Source organism: Vibrio sp. SCSIO 43097, assembly GCF_023650755.1.
GTDB classification, from domain to species: domain Bacteria; phylum Pseudomonadota; class Gammaproteobacteria; order Enterobacterales; family Vibrionaceae; genus Vibrio; species Vibrio alginolyticus.
Genome location: NZ_CP071840.1, coordinates 760489 through 774713 on the forward strand (window position 1 = coordinate 760489; position 14225 = coordinate 774713).

The following is a 14225-nucleotide window of genomic DNA, read 5'->3' on the forward strand; positions in this document are numbered from 1 at the left end:
CGGAAATGAGAATACTCTGGCTTATATCGCCTTAAGCGCGGAGCGCTAGAGAAAGGTTAAGGAAAAGAAAATGGCAACTCCACATATCAATGCTGAAATGGGTGCATTTGCAGACGTCGTACTGATGCCTGGCGATCCACTACGTGCAAAATACATCGCAGAGACTTTCCTTGAAGATGTCGTTCAAGTGTGTGACGTTCGTAATATGTTTGGTTACACAGGCACATACAAAGGCCGTAAGATCTCGGTCATGGGCCATGGTATGGGTATCCCATCATGCTCGATTTACGCGACTGAACTAATCAAAGACTTCGGCGTGAAGAAAATCATCCGTGTTGGCAGCTGTGGCGCAGTGAATGAAGACATCAAAGTGCGTGATGTTGTGATCGGCATGGGTGCATGTACTGACTCTAAAGTGAACCGTATCCGCTTTAAAGGTCATGACTTCGCGGCAATCGCAGACTACAACATGGTTCGTGCGGCAGAAGACGCTGCAAAAGCTCGCGGTATTGACGTTAAAGTTGGTAACCTATTCTCAGCAGAGCTTTTCTACACGCCAGATCCAGAAATGTTCGATGTAATGGACAAGTACGGCATTGTTGGTGTTGAAATGGAAGCTGCTGGTATTTACGGTGTTGCGGCAGAATACGGTGCAAAAGCTCTGACAATCTGTACGGTTTCTGATCATATCAAGACTGGCGAACAGACTACATCTGACGAGCGTCAAACGACATTCAACGACATGATGCTAATCGCACTAGATTCAGTATTGCTTGGTGACGAAGAGTAAGCGACGAAGAGTCATTCTATTTTTCGCTCTCAAGAGCTAAAAAAACAGCCCGCACATTGCGGGCTGTTTTTATATGAGTTGTTAGCGCTACCTAGTTACTTGGTTAGCAGCAGGTTTGGCGCTTTTTTACGACGTATCGGTTGTCGACGTAAAATCAAGATGAACAACATACCACAGACAAAGCTCATTAAGACCATCATGTACATATAACGATCGCTCTTGCGATAGTGGTGGTCAGAAATAGCCGTCACCCGGCCCGTCTCAAAGGTCACGCGAACAAAACCGATAAGCGCACCATCTGCAAAAACTGGTTCAACCAACTGCTGGCGACCAATGGAAGCTGTTGCCAAAGGCGTATCTAGGCCAAGAACTTCGCGTACCGATAATGCCTCTTCACTAGACGCTAAACGTACACCCTGTGCATCGTAGATTGTTGCATCAAACACTAAACGGTCTTGTGCTAGCTGGTTTGTTAGCTGAAGTAATCGTTCTTGATCTTTAGTTAAAATCATCTCACTGGCAGAAAGAGACGCCTGTGAAATCAAAACTTTGGTGAGTGTTTCAAGCTGTTGTGCTTGAATTTTCTCATTACCCTTACTGATCACAACACTGTTTTTTATTGTGATAAACAACATCACACACAGTAGGATTAGTGCCAGAATTCTTAGGGCATTCCTTACTGAGAACAAAGATTCACTCATGCTCTTTACTCATCCATTTAAAATAAAACAAAGACTTGCCTTTTTAGTTTGTTGAGGTAACGTTTTAGCAAAGTCATAAGGGATTATATACATGGACGCGTCAAAAAGCTTGCCTATCAGAAAACATACGACACTTTTAAAACGATTACCCGAGACTCGATTTGCCTCCCAATTAGATAAAGCAAAAGCAAACTGGATCGTATTTGCTGAGTACCTTTCGCCAAGTCACTTCGAAGACATTGATTTCTTCACCGGCTTTTACAACCCGATACTAGAAACGTGGAAAGTTGGCCAATATGAAGTAGCCCTGATGGCCGGAGAGTTGACTCCTCAACATGAAACGATCTTACAAAGTCTCAACCTAGATTACGCCTCGCTTAATGAAGTGCCCGATCTATCAACCCAAGGGTTGATTGTATTTGATATGGATTCAACGGCGATCCAGATAGAGTGTATTGATGAAATCGCGAAACTGGCAGGAGTAGGGGATGAAGTCGCTGAAGTCACTGAACGTGCCATGCAAGGTGAGCTGGATTTTGAGCAAAGTTTACGTCAGCGAGTTGGTAAGCTCAAAGGTGCCGATGAATCAATTCTTGAACAAGTTCGTTCCCAGTTACCATTCATGCCGGACTTTGAAGCGCTAATTGCGACGTTGAAAGCCTTGGGCTGGAAAACAGCGATTGCTTCCGGTGGTTTTACTTACTTCTCTGATTACATCAAAGATAAAGTCGACTTAGATTTTGCTCGCTCCAATCAATTAGAAATTATTGACGGCAAACTCACGGGTAACGTACTTGGTGATGTGGTAACGGCGCAGATGAAGTCTGACATTCTAGTGGAACTGGCGGATGAATATGAAATTGAGCAGCACAACACGGTTGCTGTCGGTGATGGCGCTAATGATCTTGTGATGATGTCGGTGGCAGGATTAGGGATTGCGTATCACGCAAAACCAAAAGTGGAAGCTCAAGCGCAATCAGCGATTCGCTTTGCAGGGTTGGGCGGTGTGCTCTGTATTTTATCTGGCGCATTGGTGAAGCAGCAAAAGGTCAGCTGGAAAGCTAAACCTTAACCATCCATTCAAAAACACCGCCAGAAAGGCGGTGTTTTTTTTCAATTTGGTATGACTTTGAATTTACTCGGTTAACTCCAATCTAATTACTACCTCTTCAGTAATGTCTTCAAATTCACTGTAACCAACGAGCGCCGTCAACTCTTTTTCTAACTTGCTTGCTTGATGTACACCAAATTGGGTTAAGTCACTTAAATCTTGTTGCAGTAATGATGTCATCGGATCGAAAATTGGCGCAGTAGAAAGGCGAATCACGTAAAAGTCACCCATCATTCGCGCTTTCTTTATAAATTGAATCCGCTCTTTTACGCTGTTGAACTCTTGATGAAGCTTTGACTCAATGCCTGTAATTTTATTGCCTACTTTTGCGGCGCTTATGTAGATATCCTGATGTCTGGCTTGAGCACCTTCTACACGTTTTATTGGCTCTGCGATTAATGTGCTTGTCCGGCCTTTAAAGATAGGTTCAAGTGACAACAGTTGATCATGCCCAAGACGGGCAAAAAGCTCAATGTGTTTAGGTAGCGGCAAGTTCACCCCGATAACGGGGGTTTTTATTGAAGATGACGTACTCTTACTGATAAAAATGGGCGTGCTCAGCGTACGCGAGAGCAACATGCAGTGCAGCCTTTCAAGTAGAGCATTACTTGGTAGCGTCTCTTTTTGCGGGATTAGCTTGTCTTGATTGTGCTCGATAATGCTGTTGAAAAAAGCGATTACCTTCATGGTTTGGCTGCTTTCATCAATAACTAGCTGCACGCTACAACCATCTGGGCTTACACGAATTACTCGATATGGCACCGACATTAACGGCAATTTTTTGTCGTAGAGTTGTAATTCTCGAAAGTTGATTCTTACCTCTTGCCCAGAACGTAACATCGTGGGCTCACTTAGCCTAATTCCGAGTCCTCGTTTGGAAAGGTCAACAGTACAACCGCCGGTTCTAGTTTGTCCTGAGTACAACTCTAAAGGTGTTTTAAAACGATAACGAGGCTCTTTACGACGAGACTTTGCATCAAAATAAATGCCCTTTGGATTGCCGATAACTCTTCTCGGATGGCGAAACGCGTTTAATGTATTAGCGGGTAAGCGCGGCTTTTCAGTTAGCAGGTAATCCTGCCCTGACTTTTCGTCAGCAATTTCTTGCAAAATACCAATATGAGTCAGTGATTGAGACGTTTCTGCCAACTCTGGAGAGAATGCTGCTAGGTCTTCCTGTTCTTGCTCTGATAGTTCAAAGATTGAAATTCTAAAGGCGCGCCAACTCTCTCGTTTGCCACCTAAATGCCAAAATAGCTGGCGCTGTTCGCGAGTTGCTTCAGGGCGAAACATCGAATAGAAATAGGTTCGATTCTCGTGCTCGTGAGTAAATGAATAAAGGACATTGGTTGTTCCTTTAACACCAGGCTTAATGAGTGACGCGATGCGTTGCTCGTTGAATAAGGAACCAAACATTTGCTGGTTTCTCTCATCGTGCCAGTATTGCCAAAGCTTTTGATTGTTTGGCGTTAACATTGCTAATTTTAGGTCACTACCATCAAAGAATAGAGGCAAGCTGCTGGTGTGCTTTAGTGCGATGTGCTCATAACCGCGAGTTCGAGCTCGAATAATCTTGTCTTGATTGTCGTGACGAGCCCTTTTAACAGCACTGTTGAGCGCTTCATCTATCACTCTGGTGACGACATTGGTATCAGTTAAGCGTATGGTTCTGAGGTATCGAACTGAGTCATTTTCGTAACAGTCATCAACCGCGAGTATGCGGTATGCAAGCGGTTTCTCTATACCTGCAACGTTAGATTTGCTGGCAAATTCAGTAAACGTGACCTGAATAATTTCCCCAAGGTTATATTTAAATGCGCTAGGGACTTTAAACTTTGCGCCAGAGCTAGATAAATCAATGCTTAATCCATGAAGAAGCTGTCCTTTAGAACGGCAAATTTCAACTTGAGATTGGACTTTCAAGCGTTTTTCTTGGCGCTTTAAATCGTAGCCTAGGTGAACGGGTTCTGCTAAGAACGGGCTTTTAGGATCCGTTAACGATTGCGTTTTTTGCTGAGTAAGGCGCTTGCTCATTACGCGAAAGTTATTTCGCGTGTTGACCAATGCTTCCCACATTCCTTCCGTGTAGCAGCCAAACTTTTTGATGTTTTTATGGTAAGCGTTGAAAGCAACATCATCCAACCAATGTGGAATGCCATCCAAAATATACTCGCGACATTCGCCTTGAACGCGACCTCGCAAATCAATGCTTTTTTTGCATGGAGCCATTAAGCGGTTAAGTTCCATTTTAACCAAAATTTTGGCCGAAGGCGGCTCTTCCTCGGTCAGTTGGCCAAGGACAAAGTCAAAGTCATTCGTACCGTAAACGGGAATGAGTCGTTCTGCGAGCGAGAGAATTTCAGATTGCTGCATTATTTCTGTTAGAGTATGTCGTTACTTTAAATTGTATCGGCTAAGCGAAGTAATACTTAAGTATATCAATAGTTCATTTCAGTTCAGGTCTGACTTGGCTGTGCTTAGTCACATTTGTAGAAAAAATTGAGGCATCATGGCGAAAGCAAAACGAGCGTATGTTTGTAATGATTGTGGCGCGGACTTTCCCCGTTGGCAGGGGCAGTGTAACGCATGTGGTGCATGGAATACGATAACAGAAGTACGTATCGCAGCATCGCCAACCGTTGCTCGCAATGAACGCTTAAGCGGCTACGCTGGTTCCGCAACAGAAGCTACGGTTCAAACGCTATCCGAAATTGATCTGCAAGAAGTACCTCGCTTCACCAGTGGGTTTAAAGAGCTTGACCGCGTGTTGGGTGGTGGTGTTGTGCCAGGTGCCGCAATTTTGATTGGTGGTAACCCTGGTGCAGGTAAATCAACCCTTCTGTTGCAAACCATGTGTAGTTTATCTGCGCAAATGCCAACGCTTTACGTAACCGGTGAAGAGTCATTACAGCAGGTGGCAATGCGTGCTTCCCGATTGGGCTTGCCGAAAGATCATTTAAAAATGCTATCGGAAACGAACGTCGACAAAATTTGCCAAATCGCCGAAAAAGAGCAGCCTCGTATAATGGTAATAGACTCGATTCAGGTGATGCACGTTTCTGATGTTCAATCGTCGCCTGGCAGTGTTGCTCAGGTACGTGAATCTGCGACGGCTCTGACACGATACGCAAAACAGAATAATGTTGCGGTATTTATTGTTGGTCACGTAACAAAAGATGGTACCCTTGCGGGCCCCAAAGTTCTTGAACACATTATCGACTGTTCGGTACTACTCGATGGTGGAACGGATAGCCGATTCCGCACTTTGCGTAGTCATAAAAACCGTTTTGGCGCTGTGAATGAGCTTGGTGTCTTTGCAATGACAGGCCAAGGATTGAAAGAAGTGAGTAACCCATCAGCGATCTTCCTTTCTCGTGGTGAAGAAGAAACATCAGGCTCTTCCGTCATGGTGGTTTGGGAAGGCACGCGCCCTCTGCTAGTAGAGATTCAAGCGCTGGTGGATTACTCGCAGTTAGCCAACCCTCGTCGTGTTGCGGTCGGCTTGGAGCAGAACCGCCTATCACTTTTGCTCGCTGTGTTGCATAAGCATGGTGGCTTACAAATGGCAGACCAAGATGTCTTTGTTAATGTGGTTGGCGGTGTTAAGGTGACGGAGACGAGCGCTGATCTTGCTTTAGTTATGGCGCTTTTATCGAGTTTTCGTGACCGTCCACTCCCTAAAGATGTGGTGATTTTTGGTGAGGTAGGGCTTGCGGGCGAAATCCGTCCAGTGCCAAGTGGGCAAGAGCGTTTGAATGAAGCGTTCAAACATGGTTTCAAGAAAGCCATCGTGCCAGCAGCCAACATGCCGAAAGGTGGCACCCCTGGCATGCAAATTCACGGCGTTAAGAAATTGTCGGAAGCTATAGAGGCTTTTGACGAGCTGTAATGCTCATAAGAATGGTATTTGTGCAATCACAAACTGTTCTATTCGTCCTCAATAAAATGCGAATAAAGTACATAAATTGCTGTGTTTGACTATGCTTTGGGGACGGAAATTTCACGTTAAAATTTTTTTTCTTCCATCCGCACGCAAGGGTATCAGTATTGACAGAATGTGATATACTCTGCGCGCACTTTATACCTTATTAACAGAGTAAGACAATGACTGATTTATCAAAATACAGAAACATTGGTATTTTTGCTCACGTAGACGCGGGTAAAACTACCTCTACAGAGCGTATCCTAAAGCTAACTGGTAAGATCCATAAGATCGGTGACACTCACGACGGTTCAACTACTACTGACTTCATGGAGCAGGAAGCTGAGCGTGGTATCACAATCCAGTCTGCAGCAACAACTTGTTTCTGGAACGATCACCGTCTAAACATCATCGATACTCCTGGACACGTTGACTTCACTATCGAAGTTTACCGTTCTCTAAAAGTACTTGACGGTGGTATCGGTGTATTCTGTGGTTCTGGTGGTGTTGAGCCTCAGTCAGAAACTAACTGGCGTTACGCTGACGAATCACACGTATCACGTCTGATCTTCGTTAACAAACTAGACCGTATGGGCGCAGATTTCTACAAAGTTGTAGATCAAGTACAGAACGTACTAGGTGCTACACCTCTAGTTATGACTCTACCTATCGGTATCGAAGAAGATTTCGTAGGTGTTGTAGACGTACTAAGCCAACAAGCTTACGTATGGGATGAGTCTGGCCAACCAGAGAACTACGAAGTTCAAGATATTCCAGCAGACATGGTAGAGAAAGCTGCTGAATACCGTGAAATGCTAATCGAAACTGCTCTAGAGCAAGACGAAGATCTAATGATGGCTTACCTAGAAGAAGGCGAAGAGCCATCTCTAGAAGACATCAAACGTTGTATCCGTAAAGGTACTCGTGATCTAGCATTCTTCCCAACTTACTGTGGTTCAGCGTACAAGAACAAAGGTATCCAACTTATTCTTGACGCGGTAATTGATTACCTACCATCTCCAACAGAAGTTGATCCACAGCCTCTAACTGATTCAGAGACTGGTGAGCCAACTGGTGAAGTTGCGACTGTATCTGCAGACGAGCCACTACGTGCTCTTGCATTTAAGATTATGGATGACCGCTTCGGTGCTCTAACCTTTATCCGCATCTACTCTGGTAAGATGAAGAAAGGTGATACAATCCTTAACTCTGCAACTGGTAAAACAGAGCGTATCGGCCGTATGGTTGAGATGCACGCGGACGAGCGTAACGAGATCGATTCAGCACAAGCTGGTGACATCATCGCTGTAGTTGGTATGAAGAACGTTCAAACTGGTCACACTCTATGTGATCCTAAGCACGAATGTACTCTTGAGCCAATGATCTTCCCAGATCCAGTAATCTCTATCGCAGTTAAGCCTAAAGATAAAGGCGGTTCTGAGAAGATGGGTATCGCGATCGGTAAAATGGTTGCAGAAGATCCATCATTCCAAGTTGAGACTGATGAAGATTCAGGCGAAACTATCCTGAAAGGTATGGGTGAACTTCACCTAGACATTAAGGTAGATATCCTTAAGCGTACTTACGGCGTTGAGCTAGAAGTTGGTGCTCCACAGGTTGCTTACCGTGAAACTATCACTCAAGCAATCGAAGATAGCTACACGCACAAGAAACAGTCTGGTGGTTCTGGTCAGTTCGGTAAGATCGATTACCGCATCAAACCAGGTGAGCCAAACTCTGGCTTCACGTTCAAATCAACAGTTGTTGGTGGTAACGTACCTAAAGAATTCTGGCCTGCAGTTGAGAAAGGCTTTGCGTCAATGATGGAGCACGGTGTTCTAGCTGGCTTCCCTACTCTAGACGTTGAAGTTGAACTATTCGACGGTGGTTTCCACGCAGTTGACTCTTCAGCTATCGCTTACGAAATCGCAGCGAAAGGTGCATTCCGTCAGTCTATGCCTAAAGCTGGCGCGCAACTTCTTGAGCCAATCATGAAAGTTGACGTGTTCACTCCAGAAGATCACGTTGGTGACGTAATCGGTGACCTTAACCGTCGTCGTGGTATGATCAAAGACCAACAAGCAGCGTCTACTGGCGTACGTATCAAGGGTGATGTACCTCTATCAGAAATGTTTGGTTACATCGGTACTCTACGTACTATGACTTCTGGTCGTGGTCAGTTCTCTATGGAGTTCTCACACTACGCACCATGTCCAACAAACGTTGCAGAGCAAGTAATTGCTGACGTTAAAGAGCGTAACGCTAAGAAGTAATTCTTAAGTTAACTCTATAACTTGAAAGCCCCGCTTAGTGCGGGGCTTTTTGTATTTAGCAGTCTTATACGCAGAGCGTGTTTGTTTTATTCCTATTTAGCGTTTGTTTTGACGATTGTTATGATGCCGTTCTAGTACTGTTGCCTTTTAGGTCAATGGTCTTAAAGTCTGGTACCACTGACTTTTCAAATATTTCTATTTCTTCCTTCAACCATTGCGCAAACAATTGAGCTTTAGGTCTTTTTAAGTAGCCTTTTGGCGCACACAAGTAATACGCAAAGTTGGGCTTGATAGCGATATCTCCAATTCGGACCAATTTGCCAGAACGAAAATATTGATGAGCTAAACTGTGTTTTACTAATGCCACGCCTTGAAGTGATAGTGCAGCCTCAAGCACGAGATGTGATCCACTGTATTTTAAGGTAGGCTTTGCTGCGCAGTGACCCAAGGTTGCTAACCACATATTCCAATCAAGATCAGGCCAAACATCTTCAATCAGCTCAGCTTTGCTTAAATCCTCGATGTTATAGATCCCGTGCTCTTTCTGGTACACCGGATGACAAGCTGGATAAAAAGCTTCGTCCATTAGCCATTGTGATTCTAAATTGGGGTACTTTCCTAAACCGTAACGAACACATAAATCTATCTGGCTATCTTGAAAAGACACCAAATCATTGGTTGGTTCTAATAGCAAGGCGATATCAGGGTGACGCTGACGAAAAGCCGTAATTTTCGGGACTAACCAATGATGAGCGAAAGAGGGGAGTGTTGATATCGAAAGGTGGTTCGGGTTTGGATCTTGATTGACTAATCTTCCCCCTTGCTGCAAATGAGCAAACCCTCTTTCTGCCTGACTAAACAGTAGCTCTCCCTCTGGTGTGAGCACGATTTTTCTGTGCTGACGAACAAATAGGTCCGTGCCTAAGAACTCTTCTAAATGACGAATTTGCTGACTAATGGCCGCTGGCGTAACAAACAGTTCTTTTGCTGCCGTTTTAAAGCTTCCTTCCTTTGCTGCAACGAAAAAGTAATACAAGCTTTGTAAGGGAGGCATTCGATCTTTCACATTAGTTTTCCTTAACTCTATGGCAGATTCTATCGTTTGAGGTTATCAGCGTAGTCGCTGATTATTAAGTGGTCAACATTGTATAGGGATCTTTGAAATGGAAAACATGACACACACTTGTGAGCGTACTATACCTACTGCCCATCAGAGCGGGTTACAGTTAATTTATTCTAAACTGGCGGCTTGGAGAAGGAACTATAAGACACGTCGTCACTTGAGAGAGTTACCAAAGCACCTTTGGGACGATATTGGATTAGGTGAAAGGGAGATTAGTTGTGAAGTGAGTAAGCCATTCTGGAGAGAGTAGTCTATGAGTTTGATTCAAGCTCAAAGTTAAGTTGCACTCCCCAATGGTGTTGAGGAGTGCAAGCAAAATTACAAGTCTTCTTCCCACACGACCAATTCATCTTTTGGCCAATTGTGGCCTATCTCATGATACTTTTGTTCGAGCACATGACGTTTAATTTTAAGCGTTGGCGTCAGTACGCCATTTTCTATACTCCAAGGTTCTTTAATCATTAACACACCTTTGATTTGCTCATGAGAGGCGAGTTCTTGATTCATCCTGGCAATAACTTTACGTGTGGTACGTGCGTATCGCTCTCGATCAAAGTTAGGGAAGTCATGTGGCACAACCAAAAGAATCGGAGCGGGTAGCCCTAAACCGATGAGACACATCATCTCTACGCGACTGTACTCGAAAAGCTTTTTCTCGATAGGAACCGGAGAGACAAATTTACCTTTGGCGGTTTTGAAGTTATCTTTTTTACGGCCTTGAATCGTTAGATAACCATCTGAGTCGATAGCGCCGATATCGCCTGTGTGTAGCCAGCCCTCTGAATCAAAAGACTCTTGGGTGGCAATATCATTTTTGTAGTAGCCAGAAAATAGCCCTTTGCCACGCACCATGATTTCATCATCGGCTGCGATTTTTAACTCAATGCCTGGCCCTGCATTACCGACACTACCAATTTTGTCAGCTCTAAATGGGTAGTTGAGCGTGCTGTAGGCAAATGATTCCGTCATCCCCCAAGCCTCTGTGATATCAAGGCCCACTGAGTGGTACCATTCCAACAGCGCTGGCGAGACAGGTGCAGAGCCACAGCCTAATACTCGAGCCTGATCTAAACCTAGACCATCTGCTAGCTTTTTCTTGATCAAAGAATTGACGAATGGGATTTTCAACAGAATATTGAGCTTCTTCTGTGGAAGTTTGTCTTGAATACGTTGCTGGAATAGCGTCCATAATCGTGGGACGGAGATAAACAGAGTTGGTCGGTGCATCTTCACATCTTCGATAAAAGTGTCCAGTGACTCTGGAAATGCTGTTGGCACGCCACCCATAATCGATGAACCGAAGATATAAACACGCTCTGTAATATGAGCGAGCGGTAAATAAGAGAACAATCGGTCGTTTTCTTGGATACCAATATGATTGATCAGTTGCTGAACAGACCAACTGAATGCGCCGTAAGTTAGCATCGCGCCTTTCGGTAACCCTGATGTACCTGAGGTATACACCAACGACATTAGCTTGTCATCGTAATGCTGCGGACGCTCTTCACTTGGCATTGCATCTGCAATGAGCGCTTGGTATTCGTGCTTACACTTTGGTGCCGTGTCATAAGGTAGAGCGATGCTAATGAGTTCAGGCATAGCATCAATGACTTGCTGAGTTGCTTTGGGATCATCGAGTTTTCCGCCAATGATCGCTTTACTTTCACTATGAGTCACACAGTATTCGATGGTGTCTGCACCGGCGGTAGGAAAGATTGGCACACTGACATAGTCACCAAGCATCATAGCAAGATCGCAAATAAACCATTCTGCACAGTTTTTAGATACTAACGCGACTTTGTCGCCAGGCTTTACACCAAGCGAGCGTAGTGCGCTGACAAGTTTTAAGGCTTGATCTGCAACATCAGAGAATGTGTACTCAACAAACTGTCGGTTAATAATTTGTTTTAGGTAGACCTCATTTGGACGCTCTTGAGCCCATTTGAGGATCATTTCATTTGGTGGTGGGAGAGCGCAACCAGCAGCGCTATTTAGATTCGGCTGATTCATTTTAAGTGACTCCATGTCTTCTCATTGTATTTATAATTGTTAACGCATTGTTAACTTTAGCATGTTAAATCGCGACACGGGAATGCATTTTGATGAAATATGTGGGGAAGATAGCGTTAGTTATGGTTGAAGTCGGAGCGACTCGATCTAAAAAGCAATGTGATTGATGCTACGCAAAAGAGAACAGGCTTTTCAGCTGTTATGTCATACCGACTTCATACTAAGAGCACAGGTAAGCAATTTATTTTATTAATAATATTGCGAAAACATAGAATCTATCCTAATTATTTATTAACTAGTGGCTTAGTGTTGAAGATAAGTATAAATGTCTCCTAATTTCTTCAAAGCGCCAAACTTAAAGGTATGTCGTGGTTTTGAAGTAGCTATACTAATCTTACTTTGGAAAGTTAGGAGCTTCACCTCAAGCTATTGCCTGAGATTACTTGGGTACGATCATCAGCAAAAGGAAAGATGTGATGTTACGGAAGACTTTACTGGGTACCTATCTTTGTAGTTTATTCATTGCGGGGAATGCATATGGTGCTGAAGGAGATGATATTCCTCAGCGTGCCCAAACGGTTGGTGATGTTATTGAGCGCCCAGGCGTTCTCACACCTAAAGGTAAATGGTCATTTGATTCGTCTTTAAGCTATACACAAAACTCTTCAAACAAAGTATCTGTTGTTGGGTATACAGTCTTACCAACTCTGATTGTTGGGCGAATTGAAGTGAGTGATTCGGATAGGACTACAGTAACCGTTGGATTAACTGCTCGGTACGGTTTAACAAACGCCACAGAGTTAGAAGTTAGAGTGCCGTATGTGTATCGTAATGACCAAGTTTCTACGCGCCCCATTCAAGATGGTTCAAACAGTGAAGTAGTAAACACAACGGTGGATGGCGGAGGGCTTGGTGATGTAGAGTTCGCATTGAGGCACCAGTTTAACTTTGAGTCTGCGCCATACTGGGTAGGTGGCCTTAGAGTAAAGTCGGATACAGGACGATCGCCTTATGATGTTTCTATTGAAGATGGAAGCAACTCATTTAGTGATGTCCCTACAGGTTCGGGTTTTTGGAGTTTTGAGCCTAATTTATCTCTTATTCACCCTGTTGATCCTGCGGTCTTGTTCGCTAGTCTAAGTTATATTTATAACTTAGAGGATACTGTTACAGTTGGCGACACAAAAGCTGATGTTGAACTTGGAGACACTATTTCTCTTTCAGGGGGAATGGGGTTTGCGGTGAATCCTGATCTTTCATTCTCTTTAGGACTTAGCCATAAAACTATTTTAAAAAGCAAAGTAAATGGCAGATCGGCAGATGATGCTAAGTTGCTTCAATTAGATGCATTAACTTTTGGTATAAACTATGCCTTTAGTGAACGCTCATCTATCAATGTTAGTGCTCAAGCTGGTCTTACAGAAGATACTCCCGACTTTCAATTAACAGTACGAGTACCTTTTAATTTGTAAAATGGATATTAGGCCCTTGAGTCTTGGGCCTAATTTATCGTTAGCGCCTAGTGTTCGCATTATAAATTGATTGGATTATATTGGATAAAGTAGGTATATATTCTTAAAATGATGGTGGCCGATTGATATATCGAACTTTCTTTTGGTATGTAATCATAGATATCAGTCGTTTCTAATATCAAAGAAGCTTAACGTGACAATTTTTCAGATAAAAATGGAAATGCTCATTGAAGGTGGTTCAATAAGGCGTCTTCTAATTGTTGGTTTGCTTTGATTTCCCGTATTACCCCATTTACTTGAGCATCAATGTCTACGAGCGTGCTAAGTCCAATAATACTGTTATCTTTCGTGTTTTGAATAATATTGATAATACTTGAATTTATAAAGTCTGAACTTATTATATTAGGATTTTGAGACGAAGGCATTTTGGGTGAATCTATAGAATCATCTCCAATAATATTGCCTTCACCAAATTGTATGATGTTAACAATACCCTGGTTGAAAACATCTCCACTTTGATTTTCACTATTTGCGCTAATGTTTTTTAAATTACCATTTTCAATTACTAAGTTGGCAATATTTGTGTTCAAAATATCATCGCCATTTATAGTCGTAGTAATGCTTAATCCAATATTAATAATATACTCGTCCGTAATTTGGAAACCACCTCGATATTCTTCTAAAGATAAATTTGAAAGAGGAGTAAGTTCTTTCAGGCCAACATCTTTAGCATTCACATTAAAATGAGGTATTAGCATACAAAGCACTAACAAAAATTTATTGTAGTTCATAATGTAGGCCTTTCAGGTTGTTAAGTTCTTAA

11 protein-coding genes are annotated in these 14225 nt (G+C 43.3%); 6 read left to right on the forward strand and 5 right to left on the reverse strand.

Features of this window, described 5'->3' with window-relative positions:
* Positions 1-70 precede the first annotated feature (70 nt).
* Positions 71-790 carry a purine-nucleoside phosphorylase gene (gene deoD, locus J4N40_RS03635; RefSeq protein WP_005380140.1) on the forward strand — a complete coding sequence of 240 codons (720 nt, stop codon included), beginning with the start codon at positions 71-73 and terminating at the stop codon, positions 788-790.
* A gap of 95 nt (positions 791-885) precedes the next feature.
* On the opposite strand, the gene J4N40_RS03640 is transcribed toward deoD, so the two are convergent.
* Positions 886-1491, reverse strand: a complete 606-nt coding sequence (locus J4N40_RS03640; protein WP_005391677.1) for a YtjB family periplasmic protein — start codon at positions 1489-1491, stop codon at positions 886-888.
* Between the two features lie 91 nt (positions 1492-1582).
* Here J4N40_RS03640 and serB point away from each other — a divergent pair, with 91 nt between their 5' ends.
* Positions 1583-2563, forward strand: coding sequence for a phosphoserine phosphatase (gene serB / locus J4N40_RS03645; protein ID WP_005386439.1), 981 nt, complete (start codon positions 1583-1585; stop codon positions 2561-2563).
* Between the two features lie 63 nt (positions 2564-2626).
* Here serB and J4N40_RS03650 read toward each other — a convergent pair whose 3' ends face one another.
* Entirely contained in the window at positions 2627-4975 is a 2349-nt protein-coding gene (locus tag J4N40_RS03650; protein ID WP_042521363.1) for a PilZ domain-containing protein, read from the reverse strand.
* Positions 4976-5111: 136 nt separating this feature from the next.
* Here J4N40_RS03650 and radA point away from each other — a divergent pair, with 136 nt between their 5' ends.
* Both radA and fusA read left to right on the forward strand, forming a co-directional pair.
* A complete protein-coding gene (gene radA, locus J4N40_RS03655) occupies positions 5112-6491 on the forward strand; it encodes a DNA repair protein RadA (RefSeq protein ID WP_250654372.1) in 1380 nt (459 codons plus the stop codon).
* A 215-nt stretch (positions 6492-6706) separates the two neighbouring features.
* Positions 6707-8797 carry an elongation factor G gene (fusA, locus tag J4N40_RS03660; protein WP_005386444.1) on the forward strand — a complete coding sequence of 697 codons (2091 nt, stop codon included), beginning with the start codon at positions 6707-6709 and terminating at the stop codon, positions 8795-8797.
* A 118-nt stretch (positions 8798-8915) separates the two neighbouring features.
* On the opposite strand, the gene J4N40_RS03665 is transcribed toward fusA, so the two are convergent.
* Positions 8916-9863 (reverse strand): LysR substrate-binding domain-containing protein, encoded by a 948-nt coding sequence (locus J4N40_RS03665; protein ID WP_250654373.1) that lies wholly within the window; start codon positions 9861-9863, stop codon positions 8916-8918.
* Between the two features lie 106 nt (positions 9864-9969).
* Between J4N40_RS03665 and J4N40_RS03670 the strand changes: the two genes are divergently transcribed.
* The gene (locus J4N40_RS03670; RefSeq protein ID WP_224721253.1) at positions 9970-10170 is read left to right on the forward strand and encodes a DUF1127 domain-containing protein; all 201 of its coding nucleotides are present in this window, start codon (positions 9970-9972) and stop codon (positions 10168-10170) included.
* Between the two features lie 68 nt (positions 10171-10238).
* On the opposite strand, the gene J4N40_RS03675 is transcribed toward J4N40_RS03670, so the two are convergent.
* Positions 10239-11930: an AMP-binding protein gene (locus J4N40_RS03675; RefSeq protein WP_005391687.1), complete on the reverse strand. Its 1692-nt coding sequence runs from the start codon at positions 11928-11930 to the stop codon at positions 10239-10241.
* Positions 11931-12406: 476 nt separating this feature from the next.
* Here J4N40_RS03675 and J4N40_RS03680 point away from each other — a divergent pair, with 476 nt between their 5' ends.
* Positions 12407-13402 (forward strand): transporter, encoded by a 996-nt coding sequence (locus J4N40_RS03680; RefSeq protein ID WP_005380160.1) that lies wholly within the window; start codon positions 12407-12409, stop codon positions 13400-13402.
* A 224-nt stretch (positions 13403-13626) separates the two neighbouring features.
* Here J4N40_RS03680 and J4N40_RS03685 read toward each other — a convergent pair whose 3' ends face one another.
* On the reverse strand, positions 13627-14193 hold the full coding sequence (locus J4N40_RS03685; RefSeq protein WP_005391689.1) for a hypothetical protein: 567 nt from the start codon (positions 14191-14193) through the stop codon (positions 13627-13629).
* Positions 14194-14225: the final 32 nt, after the last annotated feature.